This window comes from Nocardia sp. NPDC004711, assembly GCF_053601595.1.
This window is the reverse complement of the sequence record NZ_JBSGCB010000012.1, coordinates 142,729-159,036: the sequence shown is the minus strand read 5'-3', so window position 1 is coordinate 159,036 and position 16,308 is coordinate 142,729. Positions and strand designations below refer to the sequence as shown.

13 protein-coding genes and 1 pseudogene are annotated in these 16,308 nt (G+C 68.5%); 4 read left to right on the top strand and 10 right to left on the bottom strand.

Annotation, left to right across the window (positions count from 1 at the left end):
* Positions 1-27: 27 nt before the first annotated feature.
* The 4 genes from ACWEKS_RS14415 to hutU form a co-directional block, all read right to left on the bottom strand.
* Complete coding sequence (locus tag ACWEKS_RS14415) at positions 28-1,437, bottom strand: amino acid permease (protein WP_452340490.1); 1,410 nt, start codon at positions 1,435-1,437, stop codon at positions 28-30.
* A 117-nt stretch (positions 1,438-1,554) separates the two neighbouring features.
* The gene (gene hutG, locus ACWEKS_RS14410) at positions 1,555-2,514 is read right to left on the bottom strand and encodes a formimidoylglutamase (RefSeq protein ID WP_452340489.1); all 960 of its coding nucleotides are present in this window, start codon (positions 2,512-2,514) and stop codon (positions 1,555-1,557) included.
* On the bottom strand, positions 2,511-3,698 hold the full coding sequence (gene hutI, locus ACWEKS_RS14405) for an imidazolonepropionase (RefSeq protein ID WP_452340488.1): 1,188 nt from the start codon (positions 3,696-3,698) through the stop codon (positions 2,511-2,513). Before hutI ends, hutG begins: the two co-directional genes overlap by 4 nt.
* A gap of 6 nt (positions 3,699-3,704) precedes the next feature.
* The gene (hutU, locus tag ACWEKS_RS14400) at positions 3,705-5,375 is read right to left on the bottom strand and encodes a urocanate hydratase (protein WP_452340487.1); all 1,671 of its coding nucleotides are present in this window, start codon (positions 5,373-5,375) and stop codon (positions 3,705-3,707) included.
* Positions 5,376-5,572: 197 nt separating this feature from the next.
* On the opposite strand from hutU, the gene hutC reads away from it, so the two are divergent.
* Positions 5,573-6,328 (top strand): histidine utilization repressor, encoded by a 756-nt coding sequence (gene hutC / locus ACWEKS_RS14395; RefSeq protein WP_452340542.1) that lies wholly within the window; start codon positions 5,573-5,575, stop codon positions 6,326-6,328.
* A gap of 4 nt (positions 6,329-6,332) precedes the next feature.
* On the opposite strand, the pseudogene ACWEKS_RS14390 reads toward hutC, so the two are convergent.
* Positions 6,333-9,677, bottom strand: a pseudogene (locus ACWEKS_RS14390) (NAD-glutamate dehydrogenase); the annotation flags it as partial.
* 83 nt (positions 9,678-9,760) lie between these two features.
* Positions 9,761-10,558, bottom strand: a complete 798-nt coding sequence (locus ACWEKS_RS14385; protein WP_452340486.1) for an IclR family transcriptional regulator — start codon at positions 10,556-10,558, stop codon at positions 9,761-9,763.
* Positions 10,559-10,699: 141 nt separating this feature from the next.
* Here ACWEKS_RS14385 and ACWEKS_RS14380 point away from each other — a divergent pair, with 141 nt between their 5' ends.
* A complete protein-coding gene (locus tag ACWEKS_RS14380) occupies positions 10,700-11,122 on the top strand; it encodes a hypothetical protein (protein WP_452340485.1) in 423 nt (140 codons plus the stop codon).
* A 63-nt stretch (positions 11,123-11,185) separates the two neighbouring features.
* Here the strand turns inward: ACWEKS_RS14380 and ACWEKS_RS14375 are convergent, their stop codons facing one another.
* Positions 11,186-12,076 (bottom strand): DUF5995 family protein, encoded by an 891-nt coding sequence (locus ACWEKS_RS14375; RefSeq protein WP_452340484.1) that lies wholly within the window; start codon positions 12,074-12,076, stop codon positions 11,186-11,188.
* A 116-nt stretch (positions 12,077-12,192) separates the two neighbouring features.
* Here ACWEKS_RS14375 and ACWEKS_RS14370 point away from each other — a divergent pair, with 116 nt between their 5' ends.
* Positions 12,193-12,678, top strand: a complete 486-nt coding sequence (locus tag ACWEKS_RS14370) for an FKBP-type peptidyl-prolyl cis-trans isomerase (protein ID WP_452340483.1) — start codon at positions 12,193-12,195, stop codon at positions 12,676-12,678.
* 108 nt (positions 12,679-12,786) lie between these two features.
* On the opposite strand, the gene ACWEKS_RS14365 is transcribed toward ACWEKS_RS14370, so the two are convergent.
* Together ACWEKS_RS14365 and ACWEKS_RS14360 are read right to left on the bottom strand one after the other, a co-directional pair.
* The gene (locus tag ACWEKS_RS14365) at positions 12,787-13,800 is read right to left on the bottom strand and encodes a fatty acid desaturase family protein (protein ID WP_452340482.1); all 1,014 of its coding nucleotides are present in this window, start codon (positions 13,798-13,800) and stop codon (positions 12,787-12,789) included.
* A 298-nt stretch (positions 13,801-14,098) separates the two neighbouring features.
* A complete protein-coding gene (locus ACWEKS_RS14360; RefSeq protein WP_452340481.1) occupies positions 14,099-15,448 on the bottom strand; it encodes a carboxylesterase/lipase family protein in 1,350 nt (449 codons plus the stop codon).
* 29 nt (positions 15,449-15,477) lie between these two features.
* On the opposite strand from ACWEKS_RS14360, the gene ACWEKS_RS14355 reads away from it, so the two are divergent.
* A complete protein-coding gene (locus ACWEKS_RS14355) occupies positions 15,478-15,702 on the top strand; it encodes a hypothetical protein (RefSeq protein WP_452340480.1) in 225 nt (74 codons plus the stop codon).
* On the opposite strand, the gene ACWEKS_RS14350 is transcribed toward ACWEKS_RS14355, so the two are convergent.
* Positions 15,676-16,266 (bottom strand): DUF4291 domain-containing protein, encoded by a 591-nt coding sequence (locus ACWEKS_RS14350; protein ID WP_452340479.1) that lies wholly within the window; start codon positions 16,264-16,266, stop codon positions 15,676-15,678. The genes ACWEKS_RS14355 and ACWEKS_RS14350 overlap by 27 nt on opposite strands.
* Positions 16,267-16,308 lie beyond the last annotated feature (42 nt).

Below are 16,308 nucleotides of genomic sequence, written 5' to 3'. Positions count from 1 at the left end.
GTTCTGCGCTCAGGAAGAGCTGTGCGGTCAGGGAAGAGCGATTTCGGGCGCCGGGTCCGTGAGGGTCACCGGTGCGGGTTGCGTTGCGGGCCGGACCCACAGCCGGTAGGCCGCGGCGAGCAGGACCAGCCACACGGCTCCGACGACGAGCGCCACCCGGGTGTCGGCGTCGAAGGCGAGCAGCACGATCACGAAGGCCAGGCCCGCGATGGCGAAGATCGGCAGGTACGGCCACAGCGGCACCGGGAACTTCAGCGCGGCAGCCTCTTCCGCGCTCATCTGCCGGCGCGAGCGGAAGTGGGACACCAGGATCATCAGCCAGACGAAGACCGTGGCGAAGGTGGCGATGGAGGCGATGACCACGAAGACCCGGTCCGGGATCAGGTAGTTGAGCATCACGCCGACCAGCAGGGCCGACACCATGATCACGACCGTCATCCACGGCACGCCGTTGCGGGAGACCCGCCGCATCACGGCCGGGGCCTGCCCGCGCAGGGCCATGCCGTACATCATCCGGCCCGCGCCGAAGATATTGCTGTTGATGGCCGACAGCGCGGCCGTGATCACCACGACGTTCAGCACGGTCGCCGCGGACCCCAGGCCCAGGCTCTTGAAGATCTGCACGAACGGGCTGCCCTCGTCGCCGATCTGGTTCCACGGCGTGACCGCCATGATCACGGTCAGGGTCAGGACGTAGAACAGCATGATCCGTGCGGGGACGGTGTTGATCGCCCGCGGAATCGTCCGCTCGGGATTCTCCGCCTCGCCCGCGGTGACGCCGATGATCTCCGAACCGCCGAACGCGAACATGACGATCGCGAAGCACGCGAGGAAGCCGCCCACGCCGTTGGCGAAGAATCCGCCTTCGGCGTGCAGGTTGGACAGGCCGGTGCTGGTGTCATGGATGCCGAATCCCCAGATCAGCACGGCGGTTCCGCCCGCGATCATGGCGATGATCGCGACCACCTTGATCAGGCTGAACCAGAACTCGAGCTCGCCGAACACCTTGACGTTGAGCAGGTTGATCGCGCCGATGAAGAAGACGATCGCCAGCACCCAGATCCACCGGGGGACATCCGGGAACCAGAACCCCATGTAGACACCGAAGGCGGTGGTGTCGGCCAGCAGCACGATGACCATCTCGAAGATGTAGGTCCAGCCGGTCATGAACCCGGCCAGGGGACCGATGTGCTGGCTGGCGTACTCACCGAACGACCCGGACACCGGGTTGCGGACCGCCATTTCGCCCAGCGCCCGCAGCACGATGAAGATGATGGCGCCGCCGATCAGGTAGGCCAGCAGCACCGAAGGGCCGGCCTGTTTGATCGCCTCGGCCGACCCGTAGAAGAGGCCGGTGCCGATGGCCGAACCGAGTGCGATGAATCGGATGTGGCGGGCGGTCAGACCCCGGGTCAGGGTCGAGGAGATGTCTTTCACGGATCGGACTCCCTGGTGTTGTTCATAACGCAGCCCGACAGGGATTGTGAGTGCGTTCACATATGTATAGGGCTGTCTATACAACTGTGTCAAGAGTGGGTAGTTACACAACGGCAACTAATCTAGTTGGCCGTCGCGCCGAGTCACGATCCGGTGGATCAGCCGAGCGGCGGTGCGCGCGGTCCGGTGGTCGATATCGAGCTCCGGATTCAGCTCCGCCACATCCAGCAGCGCCAGCTTGCCGCTGCCCGCAACCAGGTCACACACCCGCTCGATCACATCGAGCGGCACGCCGTACGCGGCCGGAGCGCTGACGCCCGGCGCGACCGGTGCAGGGAGCACATCCAGGTCAATGGTCAGATACACGACATCGACGGTGCCCAGGAACTCCTCGACGAAGCCCCGCACCCCGGGCGAATCCGCGACGGTGCAGTCCTCGTCGAGCCGATAGCGCACTCCCAGCGTCGCGGCCGTGTCGAACAGTGCCACGGTGTTGCTCGGCTGCGAGATGCCGAGCACCGCATAGTTGAGCACCCGCCCGGCTGCCGCCTCATCCTCGGCCATCTGCCGGAACGGGGTTCCGGAACTGGGCGTCGGGTCGGCACGCAGATCGAAATGGGCATCGAGGTTGAGCACGCCCAGTCGTGCACCGGCCGCGACCGCGGCCCCGGCGGCGATGCCGAGATAGCTGGCGTAGGCCACCTCGTGCCCACCGCCGAGCACCGTCACGAAATGCCCGCCGTCGAGCAATTCGGTGACCACCGCGCCCAGCCGTCGCTGACCGGATTCGAGATCCCCGTCCTCGACCGCTACGTCACCGGCGTCCATGACGCGTGCCGGGCGGGGTAGCGCCATGGACGACAGTGCCTGCCGCAGGGCGGCCGGGCCGGCGGCAGCTCCGGTCCGCCCCTTGTTGCGGCGGACCCCCTCATCGCTGCGGAATCCGGCCAGAACGCTTGCCCCGGGCGGGGTTTCGGGGGTGAACGGGGATATCGCGCTGTGCCAGCGCAGATGTGCCGGGCCCGGGCCGTCGTCGCGGCCGGACCAGGGGGCGGGCGGATGATCGACAGCGGTCACAGCCGGTGCCCGTCCTTCCAGATCTCGCGCACCAGCGCCACTCCCGGCCGGTATGCCAGGTACAGGTGCGAGGGTGCGTCCAGTGCGATCAGATCGGCCCGTGCGCCGACCCGGATGTGCCCGATGTCGTTGCGCCGCAACGCCGCCGCGCCACCCGCGGTCGCGGCCCACACGGCTTCGTCCGGGCTCATGTGCATTTCGCGCACGGCCAGTGCGATGCAGAACGGAATGCTCGTGGTGTAGCAGGTGCCCGGATTGCAGTCAGCGGCCAGGGCGACGGTCACGCCCGCGTCGATCAGCGCCCGCGCGTCGGGATATTTGTTGCGCGTGGAGAAGTCGGCTCCCGGCAGCAGGGTGGCGACCGTGCTGCTCGCCGCCAGCGCCTCGATGTCCTCGTCGGTGGTGTAGGTGACGTGATCGACCGAGGCCGCGCCCAGCTCGGCCGCCAGCTGCACGCCGGCGCCGTAGCTGAGCTGGTTGCCGTGCACCCGCGGCGTGAGCCCGGCCGCGATACCGGCCTCGAGCACGGCACGCGACTGGTCGGCGTCGAAGGCGCCCTCCTCGCAGAAGACATCGATCCAGCCGGCGTGCGAGGCGCACGCGGGAATCATCTCGTCGATGACCAGCCGTACGTAATCGTCGGTGCGACCGGCGAATTCCGGCGGCGTGACATGCGCCGCCAGCAGGGTCGTCTCCGCCGTGTGCCGGGCGGCGATCTCGAGGCTCCGCAACTCGTCGGCAACGGTCTGCCCGTAGCCCGACTTCGTTTCGATCGTGGTGGTTCCGTTCCGCAGGGCCTCGGCGACCAGGCGGGCGACATTGGCGCTCAGCGCCGTGTCGGTGGCCGCCCGGGTCGCGGCGATGGTCGTCCGGATGCCGCCCGCGCTGTAGGGCGCGCCCGTCATGCGGGCCGCGAATTCCTCCGACCGCTCACCGCCGAACACCAGATGCGCATGGCTGTCGACGAATCCGGGCAGGGCGGCACGACCTTCCAGATCGACCCGGGTGCCGGCGCTGCCCTCGGGCAGGCGCGTCCGCGGGCCGGCCCACTGGATCAGGCCGTCGCCGAGCACCACCGCGGCATCCCGGATCACGCCGAGCGGGCCCGCGCCGATCTCGGGATCATTGGTCACCAGGGCGCCGATATTGTCGATGACCGTCCACTGCCCGGATTCGTTGTGCATGTGAGTTCAGTTCTCCTGCATCGGGATTCGGACGCCGCGCGTGGCGGCGACATCGGCCGCGTGCTGGTAGCCGGCGTCGACGTGGCGGATCACGCCCATGGCGGGATCGTTGGACAGCACCCGTTCGAGCTTGCGGGCGGCCAGTTCGGTGCCGTCGGCGATGCACACCTGCCCGGCGTGGATGGAACGGCCCATGCCCACTCCGCCGCCGTGGTGGATCGACACCCATGATGCCCCGGAAGCGGTGTTGACCAGGGCATTGAGCAGCGGCCAGTCGGCGATGGCGTCGGAGCCGTCGGCCATGGCCTCGGTCTCGCGATAGGGGGAGGCGACGGAACCGGAGTCCAGGTGGTCACGGCCGATGGCGACCGGCGCGGACAGTTCTCCGGAGGCGACCATCTCGTTGAACTTGAGTCCCGCCCGGTGGCGTTCGCCGTAGCCGAGCCAGCAGATGCGGGCGGGCAGGCCCTCGAAGTGGACCTTCTCCCCGGCCATGGTGATCCACCGCTTCAGGTGCTCGTTCTCCGGGAACAGCTCGAGGATGGCCTGGTCGGTGGCGGCGATGTCCTTCGGGTCGCCGGACAGGGCCGCCCAGCGGAACGGGCCCAGGCCCTCTTCGAACAGCGGCCGGATGTAGGCGGGCACGAATCCCGGGAATTCGAAGGCCCGCTCGTAGCCGCCCTTGCGGGCCTCGTCGCGGATCGAGTTGCCGTAGTCGAACACCTCGGCGCCGGCGTCCTGGAAGCCGACCATGGCCTCGACGTGGGCGGCCATGGACTTGCGGGCCTCGGTGGTGAACCAGGCGGGGTCCTCGGCGGCGCGGCGGTGCCAGTCGGCCACGTCGACGCCGATCGGCAGGTAGGACAGCGGGTCGTGGGCCGAGGTCTGGTCGGTCACGATGTCGATCGGCGCGCCCATGGCGAGCAGGCGCGGGAAGATCTCCGCGGCATTGCCGACCACGCCGATGGACAGCGGTTGCCGCGCGTCGCGCTGCTGGACGGCCAGTTCCAGTGCGGCTTCGAGGCTTTCGGCCTTGGTGTCGAGGTAGCCGTGCGCGATGCGGCGATCGATGCGGGTGACGTCGACGTCGACGCACAGCGCCACGCCGTCGTTCATGGTCACCGCGAGCGGCTGCGCGCCGCCCATGCCGCCGACGCCGGCGGTCAGGGTGATGGTGCCCGCGAGGGTGCCGCCGAAACGCTTGCGCGCCACCGCGCCGAAGGTCTCGTAGGTGCCCTGGAGGATGCCCTGGCTGCCGATGTAGATCCACGAGCCCGCGGTCATCTGGCCGTACATCATGAGGCCCTCGGCCTCCAGCTTGCGGAACTGCTCCCAGTTGGCCCAGTCGCCGACGAGGTTGGAGTTGGCCAGCAGGACGCGCGGCGCCCATTCGCTGGTGCGCATCACGCCGACCGGCTTGCCGGACTGAACCAGCAGCGTCTCATCGTCTTTCAGGGTGGTCAGCGTGCGCACGATGGCGTCGTAGGCATCCCAGCTGCGGGCGGCGCGGCCGGTGCCGCCGTAGACGACCAGATCGTCGGGTCGCTCGGCGACCTCGGGGTCGAGGTTGTTCATCAGCATGCGCAGGGCGCCCTCCTGCTGCCAGCCGAGGCAGTTCAGTTCGGTGCCGCGCGGCGCACGGACCGGGCGGGGGCCGGACGTGGGGTTGGTGGTCATCGGGACTCCTGTGTATGGGCTGATCGTGACGCCCATAACACCCCGGATTCGACGCCTGGAACAGCGTCGGCGCGAGAGATTCTCGGATCCGAGACACCTGACCGCTGCGGGGCGGCCCCGGCGCGCCGATACACTTGGGCCCGAACCGGCGGGTGTCCACCGATGGGCAGGATGTGGAACAGGTGACGAATGTGGCGATGGACGAGGTGGATATCGCGTCGCTGTATCGGGCTCGCGGCCGTGGAGCAGCCCCGGCGTATCAGCGCGTCAAGGATCTGATCACCGAGCAGATCGTCTCGGGGCGCTGGCGGGAGGGCGAGCTGCTGCCGTCGGAGAATCAGCTGGTCGGTGCGCTGGGACTGTCGCGCATGACGATCAATCGCGCGCTGCGGGAGCTGAGCGCCGACGGTCTGGTGGTCCGGCTGACCGGTGTCGGCACCTTCGTGGCCGAGCGGAAGGTCAGTTCGGCGCTGGTCGAGGTGCGCAATATCGCCGACGAGATCGGGGACCGGGGCCACCGGCATCGGGCCGAGGTGGTGGCGCTGGAGCAGCGACCGGCGGATTCGGTGATCGCGCAGGATCTCGGCGTCGCCGAGGGCAGCCCCGTATTCCATTCGAAGCTGGTGCATTTCGAGGATGGACTGCCGATCCAGCTGGAGGATCGCTTCGTGAATCCCGAGTTCGCGCCGCGCTATCTGGAACAGGATTTCACGACCACGACACCCAACACCTACCTGGTGTCGGTGGCTCCGCTCGGTCGTGGCGAGCATGTGGTGGAGGCGGTGCTGCCGACCCCCGACGAGTGCGCCCTGCTCGGGCTCGCCGAGTCGGAGCCGTGTCTGCTGATCCGCCGTCGTACGTGGTCGGAGGATCGGCTGGTCAGTTCGGCGCGGTTGCTGCATCCCGGTTCCCGCTACCGGCTCGCGGGAACCTTCGACGCGCAGACTTCCTGACGGGTTACCCGGTGCGGACCAGGCCGCGGATCTGACGCACCGCCACGGACATGGCGGCCACATCGGCGGCCGGGCTCTCGAGGATTTCGGTGAGGGTGGAGCTGGTCCGGTGGATGCGGGTGGCGTTGCGGCTCGCCCACCGGGCGATGGTGTCGGCGGGCGGCTCGGCCGGATCGGGCCGGTCCGCCAGCAGCGCCAGGCACAGCAGGCGCAGGGATCCGTACAGGTCGTCGCGCAGGGCCAGGCGGGCCATCGAACCCCAGCGGTCCTCGGTGGACAGTCGCGAAACCGATTGCAGCAGGCGCACTGTGCCCAGATGCTGGCTCAGCGCGTAGTACAGCCCGGCCACGTCGGCCACCTCGTGACCGCCCGCGTCGGCGACCTCGATGATGTCGAGCAAACCGAACTGGTCGAGCAGCAGGTGCACCCGGGTGGCCAGCTCGTGCGGCACCCCGGCGTCGATCGAGTCGGCGATGCGGCCGTGCAGGTCCGCCAGTTCACGGTCGCGCAGCCATTCCGGGACCAGATGGGCGTGTGCCGCCAGGCGCGGGGCGAATCTGGCTGTCTCGCTGGCGATGTCGAGTGGCTGCGGGCGGTTGGCCAGCAGCCAGCGCACCGCCCGGTCGAGCACCCGCTGCGTGGTGCGGACGAGCCCGTTGGTCACCGCCGCCGGCAGTCCGCTGGCGGCGATGTCGTCCCAGAGGCGGTGCAGTCCGAAGACACGGGTGGCGACGAGATAGGCGCGCACCACGTCCGGCCCGCCCGCCGCGGAGTCTTCGGCCAGCCGGAAGACGACACTGATTCCGCCGTGGTCGATCACGTCGTTGGCGAGCTGCGTCGCCACGATCTCGCGGTGCAGCGGGTGCTCGGACACGCTGTCGCCGAAACGTTCTCGCAGTGAGGCGGGGAAGTAGGCGAGCAGATGATCGTGCATCGCGGGGTCGTCGGGCAGGTCCCCGGCGAGCAGTTCGTCCTTGATCGCGAGTTTGGCGTGCGCCAGCAGGGTCGCCAGTTCCGGGGAGGTCAGACCGCGGCCGCTGTCGGCGCGCCGGGTGAGCTCGTTCTCGTCGGGCAGTGCCTCCAGGGCCCGGACCAGTCCGCGCCGGGTCTCCAGCTGCGCGATCATGCGGGCGTGCACACCGAGGCGGGCGGCCGCGTCGGCCCGGCTCACGCCCAGGACCCGGTTCTGGGAACGGTTGTCCCGCAGGACGATCCGGCCGACCTCGGCGGTCATGTCGGCCAGCAGCCCGTCGCGCTCGGCCGGGTCCACCCGGCCCGCCGACATCATGCCGTCCAGCAGAATCTTGATGTTCACTTCGTGGTCGGAGCAGTCGACCCCGGCCGAGTTGTCCAGCGCGTCGGTGTTGATTCTGCCTCCGCCGCAGGCGTATTCGATCCGGCCGCGCGCGGTGAATCCGAGGTTGCCGCCCTCGCCGACCACGGTGGCCCGCACGTCGGCGGCGTTCACCCGCACGCCGTCATTGGCCTTGTCGCCGACGTCGGCGTGTGATTCGGTTGCGGCCTTGACGTAGGTACCCACCCCGCCGTTCCACAGCAGGTCGACGGGTGCGCGCAGGATCGCGCGGATGACCTCGTTCGGAGGCGCCGCCGTGACCGACTCCGGAAGCCCCAGGGCGGCACGGACTTCGGGACTGAGGGGCACCGATTTTGCCGATCGCGGCCACACCCCGCCGCCGGCGCTGATGAGGGTGGGATCGTAGTCCGCCCAGGACGAGCGGGGCAGTTCGAACAGTCGCCGGCGTTCGGCGTAGGAGACCGCTGCCCGCGGCTGCGGGTCGAGGAAGATGTGCCGGTGGTCGAACGCGGCGACCAGCCTGATGTGCTCGCTGAGCAGCATGCCGTTGCCGAAGACGTCGCCGCTCATATCGCCGATCCCGGCCACCGTGAAGTCGGCGGTGCCGGTGTCGCGGCCCATTTCGTGGAAGTGGCGTTCGACGCTCTCCCACGCGCCGCGGGCGGTGATGCCCATCGCCTTGTGGTCGTAGCCGACCGATCCGCCCGAGGCGAACGCGTCGCCGAGCCAGAAGCCGTAGCCGGCCGCGACATCGTTGGCGATATCGGAGAAGGTCGCGGTGCCCTTGTCCGCGGCCACCACCAGGTAGGTGTCGTCGCCGTCGTGGCGGACGACGTCACGGGCCGGGAGCACGGCGCCCGTGGCCGCGTCGATATTGTCGGTGACGTCGAGCAGGCCCGCGATGAACTGCCGGTAGCAGGCGATGCCCTCGGCCAGGTGGGCGGCGCGGTCGGCCGCGTCGTCGCCGGTGGGCCGCGGGGGTTGTCTGACGACGAATCCGCCCTTGGCGCCGACCGGCACGATGACGGCGTTCTTCACCGCCTGTGCCTTGACCAGTCCGAGGACCTCGGTGCGCAGGTCCTCCTTGCGGTCCGACCAGCGCAGGCCGCCGCGCGCCACCGCGCCGAACCGCAGATGCACGCCCTCGACCCGGGGCGAGTAGACGAAGATCTCGAATCGTGGCCTGGGATGGGGGAGTTCGTCGATTCGCTGCGGGTCCAGCTTGATCGACAGTGCTGTCGCATTGCTGTCGCGCACGAAGTAGTTGGTGCGCAGCGTGTTTCGCACCAGTGTGGTGAGGGCGCGCAGAATGCGGTCCGCTTCGAGCCCGACGACCCGGCCGATGGCGTCGTCGAGCCGGTCGGTCACATCGGCCTCGGCGGATGCGGAGTGCCCGTCCGGCGCGAACCGCGCGTGGAACAGGTGCGTCAGCAGCCGCGCGGATTCGGGATGTGCGGCCAGGACTTCCGCGATCCGTTCCGGGCTGTACGGGAATCCGCCCTGTCGCAGGTACTTCGCGTACGCCCGCAGTACCGACACCGGACGCCAGGCCAATCCCGCGCCCAGCACCAGGCGGTTGAAGGTGTCGCTCTCGGCGTCGCCCCGCCAGGCGGCGGCGAAGGCTTCGGTGAAGCGGGCGTGCGTGCCGTCGTCGGGTGCCGGTTCGTTGTCGAAGGCCAGGCCGAAGTCGTATATCCAGCATTGGTTTCCGGCCGAATCGTCGACCGGGTAGGTGCGTTCGTCCAGGACTTCCACGCCGAGGGACTGGATGACCGGCAGGATGCGGCTGAGCGAGACGGCCGCGCCGGCGATGTAGAGCGTGAGCCGCAACCGCCCGCGCGCCCGTCCGGTGGGTGGGTGCAGGGCCACGTCGCACGAGTCGGGGTGCAGCGTTTCGATCCGGGCGATGTCGGCGGCGGCCCGGGCGGGGTCGAAATCGTGTTTGTACCACTCGGGCAGGGACCGGGAGTACGCCTTCGCCAGGGTGTGGTCTGCCATGCGTGCGTAGAGGTCGTCGTCCCAGTCCTGCGTCATTGTCGGAAATCTCCCCGTTGCGGCGGTTGTATATACAGCAACATACAACTGTTGTGAGGGGCCTCACAAGCAGGGGTGCCGAGTCACCGCGCTACCGGTGCCTGCCCCGCGATTCGCGAGGTCAGGCGCTCCGCACCCCACCGCAGGGCCTGGCCCACCACCTCCGGCTCGGGATAGGACAGCGTGCGCCACGTGGTGCTGAGGGCCGCGACCGGACGGCTGTTGTGGTCGAACGCCGCCGTGCCGACCGACCGCAGGCCCGCCGTCACCAGTTCCACCTCCTCGGCCCAGCCGCGGGCGCGGATCTGTTCCAGGTCCCGGCGCAGCTCGGTCAAGGTCCGGGGTCCGCGCCCGGTGCGGGTGATGAAGTCGGAACGCTTGGCGTACAAGGCTTTTACCTGGGCATCGGGCAGCGAGGCGAGAATCGCCCGCCCGTTCGCGGTCAGATGCGACGGCAGCCGAACCCCGATATCGGTGATCAGCGAGACCTCGGCGGCCGGACCGGAGCCGGGGCGTTCCTTGAGCAGGTAGACGGTCTCGTTGCCGTGCAGGATGCCCAGATGCACGGCCTGCCCGAGCTGTCTGGCCAGCTGGTGCAGAATCGGCTGAGCCAGCCGTTCCAGCGGTTCGTGGCGCAGGTAGGCCGAACCGATCTCGAAGGATGTCACGCCCAGCCCGTAGGCCTGTTCGCCCGGCACGTACACCACGAATCCGCGGTCCACCAGCACCGACAGGATGTGGTAGACCGACGAGCGCGGCAGCCCCAGATCGCGGGCGAGCGCCGCGGCCCGGACCGGGCCCGGACCCTGGGCCAATCGGACGAGGATGTCGAGCGCCCGGCCGACCGCCGGCGACGTGGTCGAAACCGAAGATTGGGCCATGCCCCGGATTCTGCCAGCGCCGCCGAATCGGCAGTGGCGACGGCGAAGTGGGTCTCGGGCAATCCGCTTCGATCGCAACAGTGAAGCGCTATCGTTTCTCATTGCTCACGCTGTCGTGAGCGATACGTGAGGAGCACAACCATGAAGAATTCCCGCCGAGCCGGAATCGGCGCGACGGCGTTCGGCGCCGCGGCCGCCGTCGCCGCCCTGACCGCCCCCGATGCGAGCGCGCTGGTCACCGGAATCACGGTCAGCGGCAGCCAGGTCTGCGTCAACCAGGCCACCACCGTCACCGTCGCCGTCACCGCGACCTCGTTCCTGTTCGACGTGTCGCTGACCGACAACGACACCCAGGTCGGCAACTCCAAGGTCTCCAACAGCCAGGCCACCTTCAGCTGGACGCCCACCACCACCGGTTCCCACACGCTCAAGGCGACGCAGGAGGTGGTCAGCACCAAGACCACCACCGTGAACGTCGTCGATTGCACCCCGTCGGGTGGCGGCTCCGGCTCCTCCGCGTCCAACCCCCTCGCGGGACTCCTCAGCAGCCTCTCGGCCCAGTGAGCCGATAGCGCGAGCCAGTCGAAAGCCGCTGCCGGCCAGTGGCTTTCGCCTCCCGACCCGATCTCAGATTCCGTTGAGCCGGGCCAGGATGTCGAACGCGCGTTCCGTGGTCTGTCGCTCCAGCTCGATCTCCGCGGCCGTCGCCGTCGTCAGTGCCGGATTCGCGAGGGCGAGCCCGTTGGCGAAGATCGTCACATTGGCCGCGAGGTCGGCGGCGACCAGCAGCGGCTTGGTGGCGACGCCCTGGCCGAGCACCTGATCGAGTCCTTCGCCGAAGAAGTAGAACCGCCACAGCGGGCCCATGTTCGCGTGGTAGATCCGGTCGGTCCGCTCGGTGATGACATCGCCGGTCTGGGCGATGCTGGCCACGATCTTGAAGTAGTCACCGGCGTCGGCCGGTGTCGATCCGGCCTCGGCGACCGCCCGCGGCAGATCGACGATCAGATGCGCGTTGTAGCCGGCGAGCGCGACCCGGCCGGCCGAGGCCGCGCAGTCCGCGGCGAGCGCGAAGTAGTTGGCCCAGTGCGGTTCCGGCGTGCCGCCGCCGAACTCGGCATGCACATTGTCGAGGAACCGGCGCAGCAGATCGAAGCTGATCCGGTGCGCGTACTCCGAGTCGGCGAACGCCTGCGGATCGCGCTGCAGGGGCAGCACGGCCTGCTGCTCGACGACGTCCAGACCGGTGGCGAAGCTGCCCCGGCGGTCCGCGTGCTGCTCGAGGATCTGGGTGATCAGGTGGTCGCGGGACACGGCGTCCTCGAGCCGTGCGAGTTCGTCGTCGCCGGTGAGCGTGCCGGTGTCGGCGAGCCGGGCGATCTCGTCGTTCTCGGCGGCGGACAGGGTGGTCGCGCATTCCGGTGTCGACGGTGGTGCGGCGAGTGCGGTCGCGGGCGCGACCACTGCGGTGGCGGAAACGGACAGTGCGGCAACGAAATGCCAAAATGCATCGGGCACGATGGGGTTCTTAGCAGGGGCGGCCGCGAGCGCCCGGCGGACACGCCGAGCAGGCGCCGGAAAGTTGACGGGATACATTTGCGCGGTCCGGATTCCTCTGTGAAAGGGTTACCGCCATGCCGATCGCTGCTGACAAGGTTGTCTCCATCGAATACACGCTGAAGGCCGATGACGGCGAGGTGCTGGACACTTCCGTCGGCGAGGCGCCGCTGGTGTACCTGCACGGCGCGGACAACATCGTGCCGGGCCTGGAGCAGGCCCTCGAGGGCAAGAGCACCGGCGACGAGCTGGTCGTCGTGGTGGAGCCCGAGGACGCCTACGGTGAGTACCTGGCCGAACTGGTCAGCGCCGTGCCCCGCGACATGTTCGAGGGCGTGGACGAGCTCGAGCCCGGAATGGAGTTCCACGCCGAGGCGCCGGACGGCGATTCGCAGATCGTCGTCGTCCGCCAGGTCGAGGGCGACGAGGTGACCATCGACGCCAACCATCCGCTGGCCGGTCAGCGCTTGCACTTCACCGTCAAGGTCGTCGACATCCGCGACGCCAGCGAGGACGAGCTCGCCCACGGCCACCCGCACGGCGAGGACGACCACGACCACTGAGGTAGGCGCGCTGTCTGCCACGGTCACCCCGCGGTGTCCGCCGGCAGTCACGAACCTGCCGCCGTGCCAGGGCCTCGTCCGAAAGCCGGCTGGATGGATCGGTCCGCGCTATCCGGAGCGGGTGTGGCGGGCGACGGTGTTCAGGTGGCGGAGGGCTTGGCTGTAAGAGGCGACGAGGGAGGTCTCGGCGTAGGGGATGGCGAGTTCGGCGCAGCAGGCTCGGACCAGGGGTTGGGCGCTGCGGAGGGCGGGTCGGGGCATGGAGGGGAAGAGGTGGTGTTCGATCTGGTAGTTGAGTCCGCCCAGCGCGAGATCGATCAGGGGCCCGCCGCGCACGTTCCGGGAGGTCAGGACTTGCCGGCGGAGGAAGTCGGTGTTGTCGCCCGCGGGGAGAACGGTCATGCCTTTGTGATTGGGCGCGAAGGTGCAGCCCATGTAGAAGCCGAACAGGCCCTGCTGGACAGCGATGAAGACCAGCGCCTTGACCGGTGACAGCGTCAGGAAGACCGCGGTCGGGTAGGCGATCGCGTGTGCGGAGAGCAACGCGCCCTCCCGGATACGGTGTGGGATGGGCCATTTCAACACGGCGCGCACGCTCGAGTTGTGCAGGCTGCCCGCCTCGAGGAACAGCATCGGGAAGAAGAGCCAGGCCTGGTAGCGGAAGACGAAGCGCCGCCAGCCTTTTCCGGTGACCGCTCGTTCGCCGGAATGGGCCAGGATTCCCGCGACGTCGGGGTCCGCGCCCTCGGTGTTGGGGTGCGCATGATGGCGGTTGTGATTGCTGGTCCACCAGCCGATGCTCACCCCGGTGGCGAGATTGCCGACGATGAGCCCGTACAGATGGTTGGCCCGGCGGGTTCGGAAGATCTGTTTGTGCCCGGCATCATGTCCGAGGAACGCGAGCTGCGCGAATACAGCGGCCAGGAAGACCGCGGTGCCCAGCTGCCACCACGAATCGCCGATCACCCACATTGCCGCCCATCCGGCCGCGAAAGCCGTTGCGGTGAACGCGGTTTTCCACCCGTAATACCGCATTCGCCGGTCGAGCAGACCCGCCTGCCGTACCTGCCGCAACAGGGCCGCGTACTCACTACCACGCGTCGGCGCGGATTCGGCCCTCACCGGTGGCGGGATCTTCTGCACCGCCGGCCGGTGTCGTACCGTGTCGATTACCAAGGGTTTTGCACATCCTGCTGTCGTGGTGTCCAGCGATCGCTCCGCGAGCGGGCGCCGCACGGGATTCCGAATTCGGCCCCGGGCCGCGCACGGCACCGCCAGCGGGCCCGCGCACCCGCCACCAGCGTGTCGCGCCGCGGTCACCATCAGGTGAACGAACATACGAAGCACCGACACATCTGCATGACGATTTCGCGACCGTTCACGATCCAGCGACCGAACGCCGACCGTCCGCTGACCGGACTCAGCCGGCTGCGCCCAGGTGCCGGACGCAGGGCTTGGGCGCGGTGAACGGCGACCATTCGGGGTCGGCGCCGGGGGCGCCGGTGCGCACGAAGCTCAGCCATGCGGCACGCGTCTGCCGTCCGATGGTGTCGAGCTCGCGTCGATCCGCTCCGGCGAGCATCGGCGCGTCGGCCCAGGCGGCGTCGCTGCCGAGGATGAACGGCAGTTCGATGCAATGTGTGGCACCGAAGCCGGAATCCGGTGCGCGGTAGTCGAATCGGTACATCCATACGCGGGCACCGGCTTTGCTCAGTCGGCGCGCCAAGCGGCGGCTCGGGATTTCGAACATCAGGGCGCTGATCGTCTGTTCGATCGCATCGGCCAGCGCCGGGCCGATGGCGGGAATCGCACGTAGTCGCAGCATCCATGGGACCTGCCGATGGAAGGCGGTCATCTCCTGTGCTGTGGTGCCGATGATCACGTCCAGATCCTGTGCACGGGAGTCGATCTCGGCGTTCCACTGCGCCTGGGTGGGCATGACGCCGACGCCGGGAACGGTCATGTGACCCGAGGCGGGGATCAGTTTCAGCCTGCCCCCGGACTCGGCAATGAGCGTGCCCTGTGCGCCGAGAATCGAGGCGATCGATGCCTGACGCGGGTCGCTACCGAGATGGTTCACGAAACGCCGGCCGCCGCGGCTCGCCATGCGGGCGTTGCCGATCCCGACCGTGCCGGTCGGGTCGCTCTGAATGATGGCTCGGTGGAAAAGCCCACGGGTCTGGGGCATTCCGAGCAGGCAACGCACACTGTGGGCCCCGGCGGACTGACCCGCGATCGTCACCGCACCCGGATCGCCTCCGAAGGCCGCGATGTTCTCGTGAACCCATTGCAATGCGGCGAGCTGGTCGGCGGGAGCGAAATTCCCGTCCGATACCCCGGCCGTACGCAGGTACCCGAGCGTTCCGATGCGATAGGTGACCCCCACGACCACGACATCGCCCTCGCTGGCGAGCCGATACCCGCCGTACCAGCGCAAATTGCCTGCCCCGGTGACGAACCCGCCGCCGTGGAACCACACCAGAACCGGTCGCAGCGAGTGGTCCACCGCCGGAGTGGTGATCGTCAGGTTCAGGCAGTTCTCGGATTGTTCATGATCCTCCTGCACGCCCATCACCGCCTCCAGCCGCGACGGCAACTGCGGACAGATCGGCCCGTCCCGGGTGGCGTCCCGTCCCCCGCGCCACGGCTGAACCGGTCCAGGCGCACAGAACCGATCGGCTTCCGCATACGGCACACCCCGGAACACGACGACACCCTCTTCGACCGCCCCGCGCAGCACACCGTTCTTCGTGTCCGTCGTTGTGATCATCGGTGAACTCCAATCTGCCGGTGCCGCCGATGAAAACAATCGCAGACCCAACCCCGGTGCTGGCCGGTTACTCCTACGCCGGCGCGATGATCACCGTCGACGGTGTGGCCGACACCGTGATCGGTCTGGTCTACGACTCCGGTTACGCGATCGAGGAAGGGGAAATCCTCGGACAGTTGACTCGGTCGCGGCGCCGCCGGGTTCGTCCACCAGTGCTCGAATGTAAGTCACAGGGCCCCAAGGCTTCTCGCTAGTTCTTCGCCGAGTGGATAGAGCTTCTCCGGAGGGAGGAGGCGCTTGGCGCGGTCGGCCCGCCCCTCGCGCAGATGTGCGGAGATCCGGTGCGCGAGGGGAGTGCAATCGCGTATCTCTACGGTCCAGTCGCTGACGTAGCGTTCGACGATGTTTCGAGACAAGCCGACCTGAATGCTGCGGTGGTCGAGCTTCGCCCCCTGGATCGAGTATTCCGGATCCCATTGGACATGGACGAGCGCGTGCTTGAACATCGCCCGCCACGCTGTGGCATCAGCGTAGACACGCCGCTCGGGACTGGTGAGGACTGCGTGAGTGAGGGCCTCTTCCCATCCCGCCCGGGTGATCCGGACGGCGAGAATGCGTTCCTGACCGGGCTTGCGGGCCCAGTTGCTGCGCTGCATGAGCCAGCGGAAAGACGGCTTGATCCACGTCATGCGATTGAGTGAGAAGGGCTCGACCAAGCGTTGCGCTGCGACAGCGGCGGAGGCGATGGCCTCGTTGAAGGCCTGGTAGACGACGATCGTGTCGCGGTCGAAGTCTGCGCGGATCTCGTACTGATTCATAACGAACGCAGGGTATGGCCGTGCACGCCGTGGTTGCCACTG